This window comes from Nocardia noduli (assembly GCF_019038455.1).
Taxonomy (GTDB): domain Bacteria; phylum Actinomycetota; class Actinomycetes; order Mycobacteriales; family Mycobacteriaceae; genus Nocardia; species Nocardia noduli.
In genome coordinates this window covers 78358-97645 of the sequence record NZ_JAFMPL010000006.1, presented here as the reverse complement: position 1 = coordinate 97645, position 19288 = coordinate 78358, and the positions used below count along the sequence as shown (strand labels likewise).

Genomic DNA, 19288 nt, shown 5'->3' with positions numbered 1-19288 from the left:
CGTTCGACGCTAGGAGAGAAAGTCATGCACGAACCCACCGGAACGGCTGTCGACGACAAGGGGACGAACGGGGACGCGACGGTGGAGACCGCGGAACCGGTATCGGTCGCGAAGAAGACCTCCGAAGCGGAGTCCGCCGAACCTGCGGGCGACTCCGCCGCGGCCGCCGACGCGGGCACGGCCGAAACCACCTCCGCGCAGCCGGAATTCGTCATGCCGTCCAAATGGCAGATTCGCAAGATGATCGCGCTGCTGCTGTGGCGCAAGATCCGGCTGCCGTTGCTGATCCTGGTCGCCGTGGTGGCGGTGGTGCTCGCGGCGATCTTCGGGTGGAACGCGAAGGCGCAGAGCGACGAAGACGACGCGGCGGCGGCGGGTCTGGCCGCCGCGCGGGCCTACGGGGTGACGTTGACCAGCGTCGATTCGGGCAATCTCGACCGGGATTTCACGGCGGTACTGGACGGCTCGACCGGTGAGTTCAAGGATATGTACACCCGGTCGAGCGGGCAGTTGCGTCAACTGCTGCTCGACAACAAGGCGACCGGCACCGGCACCGTACTCGACGCGGCGGTGAAATCGGCGACGACGACGAAGGTCGAGGTGCTGTTGTTCATCGACCAGACGGTCACCAACGCCGCCTCGACCACCCCGCAGGTGGACCGCACCCGGGTGGCGATGACGATGGAACTGGTCGACGGCCGGTGGCTGGCGAGCCGGGTTACCCTCGTCTGACAAAGGCACGAAATATATTGGCGTACTGGATGTTCGGAAGTCGCTAGTTCGGCGACCGCGCGCCTTCGGACACGCGCTCGTCCCGGTGCTGGAACCGCACCCGATCCCACAGTTTGCGCGGCATCCGATCGAAGCATTCCCCCAGCGACGGCGCACCGTCGAAAAGCGTTTCGGCGCCGTCGGTATCGCGGACGCCGACGACACGGATGACACCGTCGCGGGCGAACCACGTCGCCGTGATCCCGTCGTACTCGGTGGTCCGGATATCCTCGCCGCGTGCTCCGGTATCGGTCGGTAGGCGCTTCACAGGTGTCAAGGTAGCAGTGTGAGCGTCGAAAAGAGTTGTCCTGCAACGGTAAAGGCCGAAACGTAGTTTTGCCGCGCGGTAGCGGGGGCAATCGCGGGCCGGTGGCTCGCCGCCCGGGGCATTCCGGCCGGCGAGCATTCGGGCGACCGGGATCAGGCCGAGGCCGCGGTCCGGCGCTCCCGATTCGGCCCACACGCGCGCACCGCGTCCAGTACCGCGCGCCCCGACGGCCGGAACGCCGATCGCGGCGGTTCCACCCACACCCGGAATTCGGCGCCGCGCTCGGAAGGGCCTGGTAGCGCGATCGTGCCGCCGGTCCGCACGACCGAGACATTCGAACGGAACATCTCGGCGAAGGATCGGTCGTCCTCCGGTAGATCCGGCTGTATCAGGAATGTCCAGCGGTGGGAACGGGGGTGCGACAGTATCGGCCCGGGTTCGGCCTGTCGTTTCCTCATCTCGGCCTGTACCGCTTGCCCGAGTGCGGTGGGCATGATCAGACCCCACACCGTGGTGGTGGGCATGACGATCCGGTCGGGACGGGACGGATCGAATGCGGCGGGGAGATCACAGATACGCCGGTAGTAATCGCACCGGGAGGACGACTCGTCTCCCGAAGCAGGGTGGTCCATGCGAAAAGCGCCTTTGCTCGCAGTGGTGGTACATGGTGCTCCCGGCTCGTGAAAATGCCTGATGGGCGGAAGCTTTCGAGGCTTTTCACACCGGTCGCGGGTCAAGCAGACCATTCCGGCGTACTCCGCGACAAGTTTCGGCCGGAACTTTCTCTCGTGGCCGAATCGCGGCGAGTCACCGGATGGCTACCGGTGACTCGTTCGGAATCAGGGCGACTCGACCACGTCGAGAATCGTCGCGGCGACGAGCGCCGGATCATCGATCATCGGCACATGTCCGACACCGTCGAGCAGCAGGAATCGGGCGTCGGGCAGTCGCAGCCGCGCGATCACGCCGTTGACCGACGGCGGAAAGACCCGGTCGCTTCCGGCCCAGGCGAGAGTGATCGGACAGGGGAGCGTGCGCATCGGCGCGACCTGTTCCGGTGTCGACAGCAGATCGACGGACACGGTGCACGCGATGACATCGCCCGCGATCTTCGCGGCCTCGGCCGCGCCGATCCGATCGCCGTGTTCGGCGATATTGCGCAAGAGCACGCGACGCAGCGGCGGCACCCGCATGGCGGGTGCGGCCAGTACTCCGCCGACGCGCGCGAGGGTGACCTCGCGGCGCAGCGTGGCCGTCGCGTTGCTGTTGCTCGCCGCACCCGCGTCCCAGAATCCGGCGGGTGAGATCGCGCAGACGCTCGCGGCACGTCCGCGCCGCGCCAGTTCGATTGCCATCCAGCCGCCCAGGGAATTGCCCGCGATATGCACCCGCGCCAGCCCGAGCGCGTCGAGCCGCCGTTCCACGTCGTCGACGAGATGTTCGACGAGAGCGGGACGATCGAGCGCGGCCGGACCGCCCCGGTGCCCCATCGCGGTCATGGGGATCACCTCGCGGCCGTCGCCGAGCCGGGGAATCACGCGGTCCCACACCGTCTCCGACATCATGACACCGTGCAGGAGGAGCAACGGTGAGTCGGTGGGTGTCATCTGTGTCCTGCGCTTTCCGGGAGCCCGGCCCGCGCCGACGGCGGACCCGGCGGGTGCCATGGGTATCCCGGGACGATAGCAACCGCGGGCGGCGCGCGTTCCCCGTCCCGCTGCCGCCCCGGATCAGAGCCGGTAGTCGCGCAGCACGCCCTTGCTGATGATGCGCTTCTGGATCTCGCTGGTCCCTTCGCCGATCAACATGAAGGGCGCCTCGCGCATCAGGCGTTCGATCTCGTATTCGGTGGAATACCCGTAACCGCCGTGGATCCGGAAGCTGGCCTGGGTGACCTCGTTGCAGAACTCGCTCGCCAGATATTTCGCCATACCCGCGGCGACGTCGTTGCGCTGACCGGAATCCTTGAGTCGCGCGGCATTGACCATCATCAGATGCGCCGCTTCGACTTTCGTCGCCATCTCGGCGAGGGAGAAGCCGATGGCCTGGTGTTCGACGATGGGTTTGCCGAAGGTCGAACGCTGCTGGGCGTAGCGGGCGCCGAGTTCGAAGGCGCGCAACGCGATTCCGCACGCGCGCGCGGCCACGTTGACCCGGCCGACCTCGATGCCGTCCATCATCTGTTTGAAACCGTTGCCGGGTGCGCCGCCGAGGATCGTGTCCGCGCCGGTGCGGTAGCCGTCGAACAGCATCTCGGTGGTGTCGACGCCCTTGTAACCCATCTTGTGGATCTTGCCGGGGATGGTGAGTCCCGGCGCGACCTCGCCGTAGCCGGTGGGCTTCTCGAGCAGGAAGGTGGTGAGGTTGTCGTGTGCGCGCTCGTGGCCCTCGTCGGTGCGTACGAGCACGGCGACGACCGTCGAGGTGGAACCGTTGGTGATCCACATCTTTCGTCCGTCGAGGGTGTAGTCGCCCGACTCGTCGCGGACCGCCTTGGTGCGGATGGCCGCCACGTCGGAGCCGAGTTCGGGTTCCGACATGGAGAACGCGCCGCGCACCTCGCCGGTGGCCATGCGGGGCAGGAAATGCCGCTTCTGTTCGGGGGTGCCGTGCCGGTCGAGCAGATACGCGAGGATGAAATGGGTGTTGATCACCCCGGAGACGCTCATCCAGCCGCGCGCGAGTTCCTCGACGCACAGCGCGTAGGTGAGCAGTGATTCGCCGAGTCCGCCGTATTCCTCGGAGATCATGAGCCCGAACAGACCCATCTCCGCCATCCGGTCGACGATCGCCTGCGGGTAGGTGTCGGCGTGCTCGAGTTCCTGGGCGTTGGGGATGATCTCCTTGTCCACGAAAGTACGTACCGTGGCGAGGATTTCGGTCTGGACCTCGGTCAGACCCAGTGTTTGTGCGAGTTTCACGAGGAGATCCGTTCCGGAGAGTCGGTGGCCACGGTGCCGAGGCCGCGCAGTTCGGCGATGGCGTCCTCGGCCAGGGTGAGGTCGTCGCGCAGGACGGCTTCGGTGTGCTCGCCCAGCCTCGGTGCCTTACGGGCGGGAATATGGTTGCCGTCCACCGAGATCGGCGAGCCGGGTGCGAGGTAGTCACCGAGTTCGGGCTGGTTCAGCACGCTGAACATCGGATTGGCGGTGACCCTGGCGTCGGCGGCGACCTCGCGGAAGCTGCGATAGCGATCCCACAGGATCGACGTCGCGCCGAGCGCCTCGGTGATGTCGTCGGCGGAATGCTCGCGGAACCAGGTGGTGAACAGACCCGTGAGGACGTCGCGATGCCGGTAGCGGGTGCCCTCGTCGGAGAAATCCGCGTCGAGCGCCGCGGCCAGTGCCGCGACCACACTCGCGGTGCCGGTGACCTCGGTCAGATCCCGGAAATGCCTGCCCGTCAACGTGACGACCATGAACGCGATACCGTCGGCGCTGGTGAAATGCTGCCCGTACTGCCCGTAGATGGCATTGCCGATACGCGGTCGGTCGGTCCCGTTGATCGCGGCCTCGGTGAGGAATCCGAGATTGCCCGCGGTCGCGAGCGCGACATCCTCGAGCGGCAGCACGATACGACTGCCCTCACCGGTCGCCTCGCGGTGGCGCACCGCCGCCGTGATCGCCAGCGCGGCGTACAGGCCGCACGCCACATCCCACACCGGGACGACGTGATTGATCGGGCCGTCGTGTTCGGCTGGTCCGGTGACGAGCGGAAAGCCGATGGCCGCGTTGACCGTGTAGTCGACCGCCGTCGACCCGTCGGCCCGGCCTGGGATCTCCAGATGGATCAGATCCGGACGGCGTTGCGCCAGCGCGTCGTATCCGTGCCAGGCGCGGCCCGCCGCGTTGGTGAGCAGAATCCCTCCGCTCGGCCCGCTCTCGGTGATCACCCGCGCGACCAGTTCCTGCCCGGCGGGTGCGCGCAGATCGGCGACCAGCGAGCGCTTGCCCTTGTTCAGCCCGGTCCAGTAGATGCTCGCGCCGGTCTCGGTGAGCGGCCACCGATGACAGTCGGCCGCTCCGCCGATCGGATCGATCCGGATCACCTCGGCGCCCAACTGCGCCAACGTCATTCCGGCCAGGGGCGCGGCGACGAAACTGGAGATCTCGATGATACGCAGACCGGCCAGCGGTTGCGCCGCGCCGCCGGTCACGGGTTCACCACCGTGCTGGTCTCGGCCCATGCTCACACCACCCTCTCGAAGATCGCGGCGAGACCCTGGCCGCCGCCGATGCACATCGTCTCCAGCCCGTAGCGGCTCTCGCGTCTGTGCATCTCCCTCGCGAGGGTGGCCAGCATTCGTCCGCCGGTCGCGCCGACCGGGTGGCCCAGGGAGATACCGGAGCCGTGCACATTGGTGCGCTCCAGATCGGCCTCGCCGAATTTCCATTCCCGCATGACGGCCAGCGCCTGCGCGGCGAACGCCTCGTTCAATTCGATCAGGTCGATATCGGCCAGGGTGAGCCCGGCGCGTCGCAAGGCGGCGTCGGTGGCGGGCACCGGACCGATCCCCATGCTGTCGGGCGGAACACCGGCCACCGCCCACGCCTTCAACGCGACCAGCGGCGTGAGTCCGAGTTCGTCGGCCTTCTCCCGCGTGGTCACCAGGCACATCGCGGCGGCGTCGTTCTGACCGCTGGAATTGCCCGCGGTCACGGTGGACTCCGGATCGATTTTCGCCCGAACGGCTTTCAACGCCGCGAGGGATTCGAGTGTGGTGTCGGCGCGGGGATGTTCGTCGGTGTCGACGATCGTCTCGCCCGTGCGCGACGACACCGTCACCGGGATGATCTGTTCGGCGCTCGCACCGCTCTGCGCGGCGGCCACGGCGCGCCGATGCGAGGTCACCGCGAGCCGGTCCTGTTCCTCGCGCGGAATCGAGTACGCGCGCCGCAGGTTCTCGGCGGTCTCGAGCATTCCGCCCGGGACCGGATAGTGCCGCCCGCCCGCCGTTTCGCGGCCCCTGGCCAGACCGTCGTGCACCCGCACACCGCCGCGCGCGCCGCCCCACCGCATATCCAGCGAATAGAAGGGAACGTTGCTCATACTCTCCGCGCCACCGGCGACCACCACGTCGTTCGCGCCGCTGGATACCTGCATGACGGCCTGGATGACCGCCTGCAACCCCGAACCGCAGCGCCGGTCGACCTGCATACCGCCGACGGTCACCGGCAGGCCCGCGTCGAGCGCGATCACGCGGCCGATGGCAGGCGCTTCGCTGTTGGGATAGCAATGCCCGAGGACGACGTCCTCGATGACGTCGGGGCTGATTCCGGTGCGCGCCAGCAGACCTCGCAGGGCGGTGACCCCGAGATCGACGGCGGACAGCGATCGGAACAGCCCGCCGTACCGTCCGATCGGGGTGCGGACGGGTTCGCAGATCACTACTTCACGCATGGATTCGGTCTCCAGGAAAATCGGCGGTCAGAACCGTGTGTTCGACGGGCTTGTCGGCGTCCCCGCTCACGACGGCCACCGAGAGATCGGCGTCGGTAGCGTCGCCGCGGCGGATCCGGGCGGGCTCGGGGCAGAACAGCGGGGCGAGGTTGCGGTGCCGCAGACGGACGGGCGTCGCGTCGGGACGCTCCCGGCGGAGGGTCTCGGCCAGCGCCAGGGTCATCAGTGGACCGTGCACCACCAGTCCCGGATAGCCCTCGACGCCGGTCGCGTAGGGCCAGTCGTAGTGGATGCGATGCGGATTGGCGGTCGCGGCGCTGAAACGCATCAACACCGTGGGGTCGGTGCGCAACTCCCATTCCCATTCCCGCAGCCGCCGCAGCGGCGCGCCGACCGGTTCGATCGGGGGCGGGAACTCCGGAGCGGTCCGGCCCGGACCGGCCTCGCGGTAGATCAGGTTCTGGCGTTCCACCACGGCGGCGGTGTCGGCGGCGTTGGCAGTGTTGTTCAGGGCGTAGAGCCGGATCTCGACGTCGACGACGACGAGTGAACCGCTGCGTCCGGTCTTCGGCGTCACCGAGACCACGCGCGCCTCGCGCCGCACCGTCGACCCGATCGTCACCGTGCCGTCGATGCGCACGTCACCACCGGCGAACATGCGGCGCGGCAATTCCACCGGTGGAAGGAAACTGCCGCGCGCGGGATGTCCGTCCGGCCCGATCGCCGAGGACATCGGCCAACGCGCGAGCGCGGCCCAGTGCCACAGCGGCGGCAGCGGATCACCGGCGGCGAGCGGCGGCGCTCCCGAATCGAGTACCGCGCCCAGCGCGGCCACCGGGGTCGGATCGACGTATTCCTCGGTGACGACGGTGTGCGGTTCCCACGCGCTCACATGAACCGCCCGCCGGTCACTTCCAGCGTGGTGCCGGTCATATAGGAGGACAGGTCCGAGGCCAGGAACAGCGCGACGTTCGCGACTTCCTCGGGTTCGCCCGCGCGCGTCATCGGGATCTCGGCCATCTTCTGATCCCAGACGTGCTGGGGCATCGCGGTGGTCATGGGGGAGCGGATCAGGCCGGGCTGGATCGCGTTGACCCGCACGCCGTATCGGGCGGTCTCCTTGGCGGCGGCCTTGGTCAGCCCGATGATGCCCGCCTTGGCGGCCGAATAGTTGGTCTGGCCCGCCATGCCGACCTTGCCCGAGAGCGAGGAGATGTTGACGATGCTGCCGCGCTGCTGTTCGCGCATGATCGCCGAGGCCAGCCGGGTGCCGTGCCAGGTTCCCTTCAGGTGGACCGAGATCACCTGGTCGAAATCCTCTTCGCTCATCTTGCGCATGGTGGCGTCGCGGGTGATTCCCGCGTTGTTGACCATGACGTCGACGGAACCGAATTCGGTGAGCGCGGTGTCGAGCAGCGCGGAGACATCCGCCGCACTGGTGACATCGCACCGCACCGCACGTGCCACCTCGGATCCGAGGGTCTCGCGCGCGGTACCGGGATTCAGATCGCCGACCACGACGCGCGCGCCCTCACGCACGAACGCCGCGGCGATGGCGAGTCCGATGCCCTGGGCGCCGCCGGTGACGACCGCGACGCGGCCCTCGAGAAGTGACATGAGCGAATATCCTTTCCGCGTTGCCGCCCACTCGACGCCGAGTGCGCGCTGTCGGCCGCGAGCGGACGCGGTCGGGACCGAGGGCCGCCGACCGCGTCCGCGCGGCCGGAGATCAGTACTGGGTCGAACCCAGGTCCACCGAGATCTGGGTGGCCGTGATGTAGCGCGATTCGTCGCTCGCGAGCCAGGCGACGGTGTCGGCGATGTCGTCCGCCTCGGCGATCCAGGCGGGCAGGAACGGTGTGGTCATATTCGCCAGCTGCGGATTGGTTTCCAGTGCGCGGCCGAGGGCAGCGACCATGTCACCGCTTCCCATCGGCGTATTGACCGCGCCGGGATGCACGCTGTTGACGCGGATATTGTGTTTGCCGAGTTCGGCGGCCAAGCCGCGCGCCATTCCGGTGACCGCGTGCTTGCTGGCCGTGTAGTGCACCATGAAGGGCTGCATCTTCACTCCGGCGGCAGAGCTGATCAGGATGATGGAGCCGCCGCGCCCGCCGTCGATGATGTGCTGCGCGCCCGCGATGACGGTGTTCCAGGTGCCGGTGACATTGACATCCATCACGTCGCGGAAGGATTCGGGCGTGATGACGTTCCACGCCTCCGGAATACAGATTCCGGCGTTGGCCACGATGACGTCGAGCCGTCCCAGGGTCGCGACGCCCTCGTCCACGACTTTGCGTAGGCCGTCCAGATCCCTGGTGTCGACCGTGGAGGTGAGGATGCGTCGGCCGGTCGCCTCGACCAGGCGCGCGGTTTCGGCGAGATCGTCGGGCGTGGCCGAATCGTAGGGCACCGCTTCGGGGAGCGGCCCCGCGATATCGACGGCGATGATGTCGGCGCCGTCGGTCGCCATGCGCACCGCGTGCGCGCGGCCCTGACCTCGTGCCGCCCCCGTGATGAACGCCACCCTGTCCGTGAGTCGGCCGGTCACATGTGCTCCTCGTGTGTGTCGAGCGTCGGATATCGCTGGGATGTCCGGCGCGTTGACCGGAAGGCGGTTTGTTCCGAAGCGATGCGCGGAACAGGGTCGGTGCCTATCGTATGATATATGGTAAGCACAACGGTAACCTTCCGGAATGTAACTTTATGGTGTTGACGACCTCGGGGCAAGGTGTGCCGCGAGGCCGTATTCCAACCTAGTCGTACCAGTTCGCGGGTGGGCGAGGGAGACTCCCCGTATCACTGTCCCGATCTTGTGTCCGCTGTTACAGTTGTCGTTACTGGATGGTTATCTGTTCGTGGCTTCCCCTCGTCTCGGACGCGGTGGTGGACCCGGGCCGATCGCGAAGAAGGAGTGCGCGGATGTCGCAGGTCGTCGGGTTTGTCGGGGCCGGGCAGATGGGCGAACCGATGGTGGTCCGGCTGGTGCGGGCCGGTTTCCGGACGGTGGTGTTCGCGCGGCGGGAGCCGGTGCGCGAGCGTCTGCGCGCCGAGGGGGCCGAGGTCGTCGACTCGGCGGCCGAGGTCGCCGCCGTCGCGGACGTGGTCATCGCCTGCCTGTTCTCCGACACCCAGTTGATCGAGGTGCTCGGCGGACCGGAGGGCGTGCTCGCCAACGCCCGTCCCGACGCCGTGGTGGTCTCGCACACGACCGGCGCGGTCTCGACCGTGAAGGATCTCGCGGCGGCCCGCCCCGACGGCCCGATCCTGCTCGACGGACCGGTCAGCGGATCGGCGGAGGATATCGCCGCGGGAAAGCTGACGGTGCTGCTCGGCGGCCCGGCCGATCCGGTCGAGGCGGTGCGCCCGGTGCTGGCCTCCTACGCCGAAACCGTCATCGGCACCGGCGCGCTGGGCAGCGCGCTCGGCGTGAAACTGGTGAACAACGCGCTGTTCGCGGCGAACGCGCAATTGGTCGCCGTGGCCGCGGAGGTCGGTCGCGAACTCGGGATCGAGGACGGCCAACTGCTGCGCGCGCTGTCGGTGGCGAGCGGGCGGAGCTACGCGGCCGACTCCATCCTGCGCACCGGCGGTTTCGCGAAATTCGAACAGCGTGCCGCGCCTTTCCTTCGCAAGGATGTGGCGGCGTGCGTCGCCGCCACGGCCGATCTCGGCATCGATCTCGGTCAGCTCGCCGCAGTCATCACCGAAGGCCCGTTCGATCTCAGCTGAGTTTCACCGGAGAGACATCACCCCATGGACGCCAGAACCACCGAACAGCCCACTGAACAGCCCACCGAACAGCCCACCGAACACGACGGGCCGCGCGACGAATCCACCGATCCCGCCGAACTGAGCGCCATCCTGTCCTCGCAGCGCGCGGCCTTCTTGAAGGAGGGCCCGCCCTCGGCCGCGGTGCGGCGCAACCGCATCGATCGCCTGCTGGCCATGGTGCTGGACAATATCGACGAGTACGTCGACGCGATGGGGCGGGATTTCGGCACTCGCTCGCGCACGGGCACGCTGTTCGCCGAGATCACCGGCATGCTCACGGCTTTCGAGCACACCCGTTCACACACGGCGAAGTGGATGCGCGCCACGAAGGTCGGCCGGGTATCGCGCCTGTTCGGGGTCCGGGTCGACGTGCGGCCCGCGCCACTGGGGGTGGTCGGGATCATCGGACCGTGGAATTTCCCGCTGCAACTCGTCGTCGTTCCCGCGGCGTCGGCCTTCGCGGCGGGCAACCGGGTCATGATCAAGATGTCGGAGATCACCGCGCATACCGCGGAACTCACGCGGACTCTGGCCGCGAAATACTTCGACCCCGACGAACTGGCCGTGGTGACGGGTGGCGCCGATATCGGCGCGGCGTTCACCCGACTGCCGTTCGACCATCTGTTCTTCACCGGTTCGACCGGGGTGGGCCGTGCCGTGCAGCGCGCCGCCGCCGAGAACCTGGTGCCGGTCACCCTCGAACTCGGCGGGAAGAATCCGGTGGTGGTCGCACCCGACGCCGATATCGCCCACGCGGCGGGCCGGATCGCGCGGGCGCGCATGGTCAACGGCGGACAGGTCTGTGTCTGTCCCGACTATGTCTTCGTGCCCGAGGAGCGCGTCGACGGTTTCGTCGACGCGCTGCGCGAACAGTTGCGCGGGATGTTCCCCACCATCGTGTCCAACACCGACTACACCGCCTCGGTGAACCGGGCCAACTACGAGCGCGTGCTCGCCCTCGTCGACGAAGCCAGGGAACTGGGCGCGCAGGTCGAATCGATCGCACCCGCCGGAGAAGTACTGCCCGACGCCGCCGCGCGCAAGATCGCGCCGACGCTGGTGCGCGGCGTGACCGACGATATGCGGATCGCCTCCGAGGAGATCTTCGGCCCGGTGCTGATCGTTCGTCCGTACAAGACCCTCGACGAGGTCATCGACCACGTGAACGAGCGTCCCGCGCCGCTGGTCGCCTACTGGTTCGGACCGGATCGCGCCGATTTCCACCGGTTCGTCGGACGCACCCGCAGCGGCGGCATCGCCCGCAACGAATTCGCCATCCACATGTTCGCGGAGGAAGCGCCCTTCGGCGGCGTCGGCCACAGCGGCATGGGCGCCTACCACGGCAAAACGGGTTTCGACACCTTCAGCCATATGCGCACCGTCGCCGGTACCGATCTGCCGTTCGCGATCACCGGAATCGCCGCCCCGCCGTTCGGGCGCGGAACCGAGCGAATGATCGACTTCGCGCTGCGCTCCGCGCGCAGGCGCAACCGGCGTCGGGTACGGGGCCGACTGCCCGGCGCCTGAATCGCATTCGCGCACATCCGACCGCCACGTCCATCAAGACCGAGGAGTCACGTTGTCCCCTTCCGCGACCGGGTCCGAACCATCGCAATTCACGCTCATCGGCGCGGCCGACGCCGCCGCGGCCGCGCTGCCGGATCGGGATCTCATCGTCCAGGGCGATCGGCGCCACACCTACGCCCAGATCGCCGAACGGTCCAAGCGCCTCGCCGCGTACCTGCATTCCCGGGGCCTGGGCGCGCATACCGAGCGCGCGACACTCGACAATCACGAGGTCGGCCAGGACCTGCTCGGCATCTACGCCTACAACGGCAACGAATTCGTCGAAAGCCTGCTTGGCGCGTTCCGGTCGCGGGTCGCGCCGTTCAATGTCAACTACCGCTACGTCAAGAACGAACTCCAGCATCTGCTGGCCGATTCCGGGGCGTCCGCGCTCGTCTATCACGCGACGTTCGCGCCGCGGGTCGCCGAGATCCGTGCCGAACTGCCCGAATTGCGGGTACTGATCCAGATCGCGGACGACTCCGGCAACGAATTGCTCGACGGCGCGGTCGATTACGAGATGGTGATCGCCTCCACCGAACCGGACCCGATACCCGTGCGACCCTCGCCCGATGATCTCTACGTGCTCTACACCGGCGGCACGACGGGGATGCCGAAGGGCGTGCTGTGGCGTCAGCACGACATCTACATGGCGGCCTGCGGCGGCGGGAATGTCAGCACCGGGACGACGGTGGGTTCCTATGAGGAGATCGGGGCGCGCGCCGCCGAGAATCCCGGGGTCAAACTCATGCTGCTGCCGCCGCTGATTCACGGGGCGGCGCAGTGGGCGGTGATGACCGCGATGACGACCGGCCAGACCGTCGTGCTGTCGGCGGTGCTCGACCGTGTCGACGGCGAGGAGATCGCGCGCGCCATCGAACGCGAGAAGGTCGCCATCGCGATCGTCGTCGGTGACGCCATGGCCCGTCCCCTGCTCGCCGCGGTCCGCGAGACCGGGGCGGACGTGTCCTCGCTCGCGGCGCTCGCCAACGGCGGCGCGATCCTGAGCCCGACGGTCAAACAGCAGTGGATCGAGGCGATTCCCGGCCTGGCGGTACTCGACGGTGTCGGCTCGTCGGAGACCGGGACGCAATTGCACCACGTGTCGGCGGCGGGTTTCGTCTCGACCGGAACCTTCACCGCGGGCACCGATACCAGGGTGATCGCCGAGGACTTCGGCGCGGTGCTCGACGCGGGTCACGAAGGACTCGGCTGGCTCGCGAAGCGCCGCTTCACGCCGCTGGGCTACAAGGGCGACCCCGTCAAGACCGCGGCGACCTTCCCGGTGATCGACGGCGTGCGGTACGTGCTGCCCGGTGACCGCGCGCGTCACCTGGAGAACGGCACTATCGAACTGCTCGGGCGCGATGCCGTCACGATCAATTCCGGCGGCGAGAAGATCTTCGCCGAGGAGGTCGAATTGGCGATCTCCTCGCATCCGGCCGTCGCCGACGTCCTCGTCGTCGGTCGCCCGAGCGAACGCTGGGGGCAGGAGGTCGTCGCGGTCGTGGAACTCGTCGAAGGCCACAGCGCCGACGCCGCCGAATTGATCGGGCATGCCGCCGCTTCCATCGCCCGGTACAAACTGCCCAAGGCGGTGGTCTTCCGTCCCGCGATCAGCCGCAGCCCCGCGGGCAAGGCCGACTACCGCTGGGCGCGCGAGCAGGCCGTCGCCGCGAATTGATCGTCGCTTCCGTGCGGAGGGCCCTACCGGCGTACGGGTAGGGCCCTCCGTGCGTCGCGCTCACCTCGACCGTGATGAACCCCTGGCCTTGCGCACCAGACCACCGCCGATGATCAGCCGCTGGATCTCGCTGGTGCCCTCGTACAGGCGCAGCAGACGCACATCACGGTAGATCCGCTCCACCGCGACGTCGCGCATGTAGCCGGTGCCGCCGTGCACCTGCACCGCGAGATCGGCGACATCGCCCGCCATCTCGGTGCAGAACAGTTTCGCGACCGAGGGCGCGACGCGCTTGTCCTCCCCGGACACCCATTTCGCCGCCGCGTCGCGGACCAGGGCCCGGCCCGCCATGACCCCGGTCTGCATATCGGCCAGCATCGCCTGGACCAGCTGGAATTCCCCGATCGGCGTGCCGCCCTGGGTGGCGGTCGCGGCGTAGGCCACCGATTCGTCGAGGGCGCGCTGCGCGGTGCCGACCGCCAGCGCGGCGATATGCACCCGGCCCCGGGCCAGCGAGGTCATCGCCGCGCGGTAGCCGATGTCCTCGGCGCCGCCGACCAGCGCGTCCCGGCCGACGCGCACGTCCTGGAACCGCACCTGCGCGGTCCACGCGCCCTCCTGGCCCATCTTCCGATCCTTGGGGCCGACCTCGATACCCGGTGCGTCGGCCGGAACCAGGAAAACCGCTATGCCCGCGCCGTTCTCGTCGGCGGGGCGGGTGCGGGCGAAGGTGACGAACAGGTCGGCCACCGGCGCGTTGGTGATGAAACGCTTCTCGCCGTTGATGATCCAGTCCTCGCCCGATCGGGTCGCGGTGCTGCGCAACGAACCCGGATCGGAACCGGCGCCTTCCTCGGTCAGCGCGAAGGAGGCGACCACGGCGCCGGAGGCAATCGGTTCGAGCCAACGCGATTTCTGTTCCTCGGTGCCGAAGCCGACCAGCACCTGCCCGGCGATGCCGTTGTTGGTGCCGAACATCGAGCGCAGGGCGAGGGTCGTGTACCCGAATTCCATCGCGAGTTCGACGTCCTGGGCGAGATCGAGTCCGAGCCCGCCCCACTCCTGGGGGATGGCGTAGCCGAACAGGCCCATCGCCTTGGCCTGCGCCACGATCTCGTCCGGCATCCGGTTCTGCTCGGCGATCTCGCGCTCCCGCTCGACGACGGTTCGGACGAATGTCCGGGTCTGGGCGAGGATCTCGCGGAAATCCTCGGCGGTTACCGCGTCGCCGACGGCGGACGGACTCGTCATGGCATGGCCTCCTCGTATCTGCGGGCGCTCGGTCGGGCTCCGGTGCGTTCCCTTGACCACAGCCTCGGGTTGCATAACATTACTGTAATGCTAGCGGTATGGATTACGGGAGTGGCTTGCCGCTCCGTTCGGTCGACCGGATCCTCCCATTCGGATCGGAGGTCGCGGCGGTGAACGCCTTCGATATCGGTCTGCTGATCCTGCGCGTACTGCTCGGGCTCACCCTCGCCGCGCACGGATACGCCAAATTCTTCTCCGGCGGACGGATCGCGGGCACGGCGTCGTGGTTCGACGGTATCGGGATGAAGCCGGGTCTCCTGCACGCGCGGCTCGCGGCGAGCGGCGAAGTCGGCTTCGGCCTCGCGCTCGCGGCCGGCCTCCTCACACCGCTGGCCGCCGCCGGATTCGTCGCACTGATGCTGGTCGCGGCGTGGACCGTGCACCGGACCAACGGATTCTTCATCGTGCACGACGGCTGGGAGTACAACCTGGTGCTCGCGGTCGCGGCGGTAGTGGTGGCGACGCTGGGTCCCGGTGCGATCAGCCTCGATGACCTCCTCGTCGGGTCGGACCGAATCGACGGCGCACTCGGCTTCGGCGTCGCGCTCGGTCTCGGCCTGGCGGGCGGGATCGGGCAACTCGCACTCTTCTACCGGCCCGTGCCCGCGAACGAAGCGTGAAACGTCATGAACGACTCCACGACACAGAACCACGACGCGGCAACGGGATTCGCGGACCGACTCGCGGCGCGGCTGAACGCCTACGGTGACCGCCCGTGTATCGAATTCGAGCGGCGCTGGTATTCCGGCGACGACATCACCGCCTACATCCGCGACACGGCGCGCGCCCTCGACCGGGCCGGGGTGTCGACCTCCGACCGGGTCGGGGTCGTCGCGCGCAACCGGCTACCGCACGCGGCGGCCGTGCTCGGATTCATCACCGAGAGCCGTCCGGTCGCGATGATCAACAGCTATCAATCCGATCGGGCGATCGCCCGCGATGTCGAACAACTACGGCTGAGCGCGGTGATCGCCGACCGGCGGGATTGGACCCCTGCCGTCGTGGCCGCGTGCGAGCGGGCGGGCAGCGTCGGGGTGGCACTGTCGCTCGACACGCCCCGCGTCGAGACCCTCGTCGCCCGTGATCGCGCCCGCGCGCCGGAACCGGCCGTGCCCGGCCTGCATATCCTGACCAGCGGAACCACCGGCCCGCCCAAACGCCTCCCGATCCCGCTGCCCGCGCTCGCGCACACCGTGCGGAGTATGACCGGTGGCGCGACCGAGGCGCCGCCCGACGATCCGCCCGAACTGGTCTTCTGGCCCTTCGGCAGTATCGGCATCTGCCAGCTGCTCGCCGCCCCCTTCCTCGGCAAACGCATGGTCCTGCTGGAGAAGTTCAGCGTCGAGGAATGGGTGCGAGCGGTCAAGACCTACCGGATCGCCCGCACCGGCGTGCAGCCGACGATCGTGCGCATGCTGCTGGAAGCCCAGGTGCCACGCGAGGATCTGGCCTCGCTGACCTCCCTGCCCGGCGGCTCGGGCCCACTGGAACCGCAACTGCGCGAGGAATTCGAGCGGCGCTACGACATTCCCCTGCTGTGGGCCTACGGCGCCACCGAATTCGCGGGTTCGGTCTGCGCGTGGACACCCGATCTGCACGAGCGTTTCGGTGCGACGAAACCCGGGAGCGTCGGCAGAGCGCTCCCCGGCGTCGAGGTCCGGATCGTCGATCCCGAGACCGGTTCCGAGGTGGACACCGGTGCGCGCGGGCTCCTGGAGGGCCGGGTCGCGGTACTCGGCCCGGACTGGATCCGCACCACCGACCTCGCCTCGGTCGACGCCGACGGCTTCGTCTCGATCCACGGCAGGGCGGACGGCGCGATCAACCGCGGCGGATTCAAGATCCTGCCCGAAACCGTGCGCGCGGTGCTGCTCACCCACCCCGCCGTCCGCGACGCCTGCGTGGTGGGCGTACCCGACCGCAGACTCGGCCAGGTGCCGTTCGCCGCGATCGAACCACGCCGCGGCGAGCCGATCCCGTCGGAGACGGAACTGCGAGCGCTGGTGCGTGATTCACTGCCGAGCCACCACGTCCCGGTCGCCGTCGTCATCGTCGATCGGCTCCCGCGCAACGCGGCGTTGAAGGCGAAGGTGGACGAGGTGGCGGCGCTCTATCCAGGCGAGTGAGGACGGTCGCCGGGAACTCACGCTGCGACGATTCGCCGGGTGTCGATTCACGCGGTGGTGATTCACGCGGTGGCGATTCACGCGGTGTCGACCTGGTAATCCCGCACGTAGTCCGTGTCGACTCCGATCACGCCGACCGCGGTCGCGCCACCCGGGCTGCCGAGTGGAATCGTCCGGCCCGGCAGCGGTTCGGTGAAGAACCTGGCGTTCTCGGTGACGAACCGCTCCTGCCCGTCGGGAAGGTCGTCCTCGTAGTAGATCGCCTCGACCGGGCATGCGGGCTCGCAGGCGCCGCAGTCGGTGCATTCGTCGGGCTGGATATAGGCCATCCGATCACCGACGAAGATGCAGTCGACGGGGCACTCCTCGACGCAGGCCCGATCCAGGATGTCGACGCAGGCGGCGCCGATCACGAACGTCACGATGTTCTCCTCCGCTGTTCGGCCCGCGATGCGGGATATCCACAAGCCTGGCGGCCGGTCGCGCGGTGGGGTAGCGGTCCGATACCCACCACCCCATAAGCTGTCCTTATGACCTTGCCGCCGGGAACACCCGATCTGGAGGTCATCGATCTGCTCGTCTCGGTGGCGGAACTGGGCAGTCTCGGCGCGGCGGCGCGCAGACACGGCATCAGTCAGCCCGCCGCGGGAATGCGGATCAAGGCGCTGGAGCGACGACTGCGCCTGCGACTGCTCGATCGCGGCCCCACCGGATCGACGCTGACCGACGCCGGGCACACCGTGGTCGAACTCGCCCGTCCGGTGCTGGCGGCCGCGCGGGGCCTGGTGGACGGTATCGCCGCCCTGCACGAGTCCGCCCGCCCGAGCCTGCGCGTCATGGCGTCGAAAACCATTGCCGACCATCGTATTCCGCAATGGCTGACGGCATTGCGCAAACTCCGTCCCGACCTGGCGGTGGAACTCGATGTCGCCAACTCCCGACAGGTGACCGCGGCCGTGCGTGACCGCGAGGCCGAAATCGGGTTCATCGAAGGCCCCCGTGCACCGGAAGGTTTGGGCAGTCGCGTCCTGGTCGCCGACGAACTCGTCGTGGTCGTCGCGCCGACCCACCCGTGGGCATCTCGCCGCCGCGCGGTGACCTCGCGCGAACTCGCGGCCACCCCGTTGCTGTGGCGGGAGAAGGGGTCCGGAACCCGCGATACGGTGTGGGAGGCGCTGGAGATCCACGGTGCCCCGGCCCGGCCCGCGGCCGAATTCGGCTCGGCGGCGGCCATTCTCGCCACCGCGCGCGGCGGTGTCGCGCCCGCGGTGGTCAGCCGCCTGATCGTTGCGCACGAGTTGCGCGCGGGAACGCTGCGCGAGGTCCCCCTCGCCGACTCGATCGCCCTGACCAGGAAGTTCCGTGCCATCTGGCATCGCAGAACCCCTCCGAGCGGCGCGGCCGAGGATCTGGTCGAACTCGCCGCGCGCATCGAGTCGGCGCGAACGAGCAGGCGATAGAACTCGAATCGCGTTCGCCTGCGGCCGCTGTGGTCAGCGTTCGCCTACGGGGTGTCGGCGTTCGCCTTCGACGTCGCGGAGGAAGGATTCGATGAGTTCGATCGCCTCGTCGTGGGCGGTGTCGACGGCGAAGGCTTCTTCCATGCGAAGGAAGCGCGAGACGCTGGACATCAGCAGGACCAGCGCGCCGGGGGTGTAGGTTTCGGCGGGTTTGCCGTAGTCGGCGAGAATCTTGGTCACGGCGTCGAGTTGGAGGGTTCGGAAGCGTCGCGAGGAGTCGGCGATCTCGGTGCGGATGGCTTTGCGGTGGTTGGCGAGGGCGACGAATTCCATGGTCATCGCGGTGTGGGATTGGTCGTGGATGGCTTCCCACAGCGACCACAGTGGTTGGGGTGAGGCCAGCGCTTCGAGTTGGCGGTGGTAGCTGCGTTCGGCCCCGCGACGGAAGAGTTCGATGAACAGATTGTCCATATTGCCGAAGTAGTAGTGGTAGAGGGCGGAATTCGTTTCCGCTCGCGCCGCGAGCCGTCGGGTGCTGACCGCGGCGTAGCCCTCTTCTCGCATGATCAGTTCGGCGGCGTCGAGGAGCGCGGTGCGCGTCGGCGAGTCCTCGGCGTCGGAGCCGCGGGCGGGCTTCATCGTGTGGCCTCCCGGATATGTGAGGCGCGAAGCCTGCGGTTGCCGTTTGCGGCCCGGTTGCGCATGCGGCGGGTGAGCGAGTTTCGGGCGGATTCCAGTCTATGGCGGCTCGGGGACCGGCTGTCGGTCGGGCGATCCGCAGGTCGCGCGAAGTGCTCGACAGTGGACACGGCTCGGGCCGCCGAGCGGGTGTGCTCCGGCGGTGCCTCGGCGATCGCGTGCGAGGTCGATGTGCGATTGCGACGCGGTCCTCGAGGCGATGCGCAAGACGCGCGCCGAATTCGGCGCG

General features: G+C 68.4%; 19 protein-coding genes. 7 read left to right on the top strand and 12 right to left on the bottom strand.

Annotated elements, in window-relative coordinates:
• The first annotated feature begins 24 nt into the window (after positions 1-24).
• The gene (locus JZ792_RS06440) at positions 25-732 is read left to right on the top strand and encodes an Rv1363c family protein (protein ID WP_216907829.1); all 708 of its coding nucleotides are present in this window, start codon (positions 25-27) and stop codon (positions 730-732) included.
• A gap of 43 nt (positions 733-775) precedes the next feature.
• On the opposite strand, the gene JZ792_RS06435 is transcribed toward JZ792_RS06440, so the two are convergent.
• The 9 genes from JZ792_RS06435 to JZ792_RS06395 form a co-directional block, all read right to left on the bottom strand.
• Positions 776-1039 carry a hypothetical protein gene (locus JZ792_RS06435; protein ID WP_216907827.1) on the bottom strand — a complete coding sequence of 88 codons (264 nt, stop codon included), beginning with the start codon at positions 1037-1039 and terminating at the stop codon, positions 776-778.
• A 152-nt stretch (positions 1040-1191) separates the two neighbouring features.
• Positions 1192-1671: a DNA-directed RNA polymerase subunit beta gene (locus tag JZ792_RS06430; protein WP_216907825.1), complete on the bottom strand. Its 480-nt coding sequence runs from the start codon at positions 1669-1671 to the stop codon at positions 1192-1194.
• A gap of 207 nt (positions 1672-1878) precedes the next feature.
• Positions 1879-2646 carry an alpha/beta fold hydrolase gene (locus JZ792_RS06425; RefSeq protein ID WP_216907824.1) on the bottom strand — a complete coding sequence of 256 codons (768 nt, stop codon included), beginning with the start codon at positions 2644-2646 and terminating at the stop codon, positions 1879-1881.
• A 123-nt stretch (positions 2647-2769) separates the two neighbouring features.
• Entirely contained in the window at positions 2770-3960 is a 1191-nt protein-coding gene (locus JZ792_RS06420; protein WP_216907823.1) for an acyl-CoA dehydrogenase family protein, read from the bottom strand.
• A complete protein-coding gene (locus JZ792_RS06415; RefSeq protein ID WP_216907822.1) occupies positions 3957-5225 on the bottom strand; it encodes a CoA transferase in 1269 nt (422 codons plus the stop codon). The genes JZ792_RS06420 and JZ792_RS06415 overlap by 4 nt, the downstream gene beginning before the upstream one ends.
• A gap of 2 nt (positions 5226-5227) precedes the next feature.
• Positions 5228-6439 carry an acetyl-CoA C-acetyltransferase gene (locus JZ792_RS06410; protein ID WP_216907821.1) on the bottom strand — a complete coding sequence of 404 codons (1212 nt, stop codon included), beginning with the start codon at positions 6437-6439 and terminating at the stop codon, positions 5228-5230.
• Positions 6432-7331, bottom strand: coding sequence for an HTD2 family dehydratase (locus JZ792_RS06405; RefSeq protein WP_216907820.1), 900 nt, complete (start codon positions 7329-7331; stop codon positions 6432-6434). The genes JZ792_RS06410 and JZ792_RS06405 overlap by 8 nt, the downstream gene beginning before the upstream one ends.
• Positions 7328-8056 carry a 3-oxoacyl-ACP reductase FabG gene (gene fabG, locus JZ792_RS06400; protein WP_216907819.1) on the bottom strand — a complete coding sequence of 243 codons (729 nt, stop codon included), beginning with the start codon at positions 8054-8056 and terminating at the stop codon, positions 7328-7330. Before fabG ends, JZ792_RS06405 begins: the two co-directional genes overlap by 4 nt.
• 112 nt (positions 8057-8168) lie before the next feature.
• Positions 8169-8990, bottom strand: coding sequence for a mycofactocin-coupled SDR family oxidoreductase (locus tag JZ792_RS06395; RefSeq protein ID WP_216907818.1), 822 nt, complete (start codon positions 8988-8990; stop codon positions 8169-8171).
• A gap of 371 nt (positions 8991-9361) precedes the next feature.
• Between JZ792_RS06395 and JZ792_RS06390 the strand changes: the two genes are divergently transcribed.
• Genes JZ792_RS06390 through JZ792_RS06380 form a run of 3 tightly spaced genes read left to right on the top strand, consistent with a single transcriptional unit; the run spans position 9362 to position 13463 of the window.
• Positions 9362-10171 (top strand): NAD(P)-dependent oxidoreductase, encoded by an 810-nt coding sequence (locus JZ792_RS06390; RefSeq protein WP_216907817.1) that lies wholly within the window; start codon positions 9362-9364, stop codon positions 10169-10171.
• 24 nt (positions 10172-10195) lie between these two features.
• On the top strand, positions 10196-11740 hold the full coding sequence (locus JZ792_RS06385; protein ID WP_216907815.1) for an aldehyde dehydrogenase family protein: 1545 nt from the start codon (positions 10196-10198) through the stop codon (positions 11738-11740).
• Between the two features lie 52 nt (positions 11741-11792).
• Entirely contained in the window at positions 11793-13463 is a 1671-nt protein-coding gene (locus JZ792_RS06380; protein WP_216907813.1) for an acyl-CoA synthetase, read from the top strand.
• Between the two features lie 60 nt (positions 13464-13523).
• On the opposite strand, the gene JZ792_RS06375 is transcribed toward JZ792_RS06380, so the two are convergent.
• Positions 13524-14714 carry an acyl-CoA dehydrogenase family protein gene (locus JZ792_RS06375; protein WP_216907811.1) on the bottom strand — a complete coding sequence of 397 codons (1191 nt, stop codon included), beginning with the start codon at positions 14712-14714 and terminating at the stop codon, positions 13524-13526.
• Positions 14715-14884: 170 nt separating this feature from the next.
• Between JZ792_RS06375 and JZ792_RS06370 the strand changes: the two genes are divergently transcribed.
• The gene (locus JZ792_RS06370) at positions 14885-15394 is read left to right on the top strand and encodes a DoxX family protein (RefSeq protein ID WP_216907959.1); all 510 of its coding nucleotides are present in this window, start codon (positions 14885-14887) and stop codon (positions 15392-15394) included.
• A gap of 6 nt (positions 15395-15400) precedes the next feature.
• Entirely contained in the window at positions 15401-16900 is a 1500-nt protein-coding gene (locus JZ792_RS06365; protein ID WP_216907809.1) for a class I adenylate-forming enzyme family protein, read from the top strand.
• 77 nt (positions 16901-16977) lie between these two features.
• On the opposite strand, the gene fdxA is transcribed toward JZ792_RS06365, so the two are convergent.
• Positions 16978-17322 carry a ferredoxin gene (gene fdxA, locus JZ792_RS06360; RefSeq protein ID WP_216907807.1) on the bottom strand — a complete coding sequence of 115 codons (345 nt, stop codon included), beginning with the start codon at positions 17320-17322 and terminating at the stop codon, positions 16978-16980.
• A gap of 108 nt (positions 17323-17430) precedes the next feature.
• Here fdxA and JZ792_RS06355 point away from each other — a divergent pair, with 108 nt between their 5' ends.
• Complete coding sequence (locus tag JZ792_RS06355) at positions 17431-18360, top strand: LysR family transcriptional regulator (RefSeq protein WP_216907805.1); 930 nt, start codon at positions 17431-17433, stop codon at positions 18358-18360.
• 33 nt (positions 18361-18393) lie between these two features.
• Here the strand turns inward: JZ792_RS06355 and JZ792_RS06350 are convergent, their stop codons facing one another.
• On the bottom strand, positions 18394-18999 hold the full coding sequence (locus JZ792_RS06350; RefSeq protein ID WP_216907803.1) for a TetR/AcrR family transcriptional regulator: 606 nt from the start codon (positions 18997-18999) through the stop codon (positions 18394-18396).
• Positions 19000-19288: the final 289 nt, after the last annotated feature.

Bases quoted from the DNA above. Each gene is read 5' to 3' on its own strand.
- JZ792_RS06440 (WP_216907829.1), top strand. From the start codon at position 25: ATGCACGAACCCACCGGAACGGCTGTCGACGACAAGGGGACGAACGGG.
- JZ792_RS06430 (WP_216907825.1), bottom strand. From the start codon at position 1,671: ATGGACCACCCTGCTTCGGGAGACGAGTCGTCCTCCCGGTGCGATTAC.
- JZ792_RS06425 (WP_216907824.1), bottom strand. From the start codon at position 2,646: ATGACACCCACCGACTCACCGTTGCTCCTCCTGCACGGTGTCATGATG.
- JZ792_RS06415 (WP_216907822.1), bottom strand. From the start codon at position 5,225: ATGGGCCGAGACCAGCACGGTGGTGAACCCGTGACCGGCGGCGCGGCG.
- JZ792_RS06410 (WP_216907821.1), bottom strand. From the start codon at position 6,439: ATGCGTGAAGTAGTGATCTGCGAACCCGTCCGCACCCCGATCGGACGG.
- fabG (WP_216907819.1), bottom strand. From the start codon at position 8,056: ATGTCACTTCTCGAGGGCCGCGTCGCGGTCGTCACCGGCGGCGCCCAG.
- JZ792_RS06390 (WP_216907817.1), top strand. From the start codon at position 9,362: ATGTCGCAGGTCGTCGGGTTTGTCGGGGCCGGGCAGATGGGCGAACCG.
- JZ792_RS06385 (WP_216907815.1), top strand. From the start codon at position 10,196: ATGGACGCCAGAACCACCGAACAGCCCACTGAACAGCCCACCGAACAG.
- JZ792_RS06375 (WP_216907811.1), bottom strand. From the start codon at position 14,714: ATGACGAGTCCGTCCGCCGTCGGCGACGCGGTAACCGCCGAGGATTTC.
- JZ792_RS06365 (WP_216907809.1), top strand. From the start codon at position 15,401: ATGAACGACTCCACGACACAGAACCACGACGCGGCAACGGGATTCGCG.
- JZ792_RS06355 (WP_216907805.1), top strand. From the start codon at position 17,431: ATGACCTTGCCGCCGGGAACACCCGATCTGGAGGTCATCGATCTGCTC.
- JZ792_RS06350 (WP_216907803.1), bottom strand. From the start codon at position 18,999: ATGAAGCCCGCCCGCGGCTCCGACGCCGAGGACTCGCCGACGCGCACC.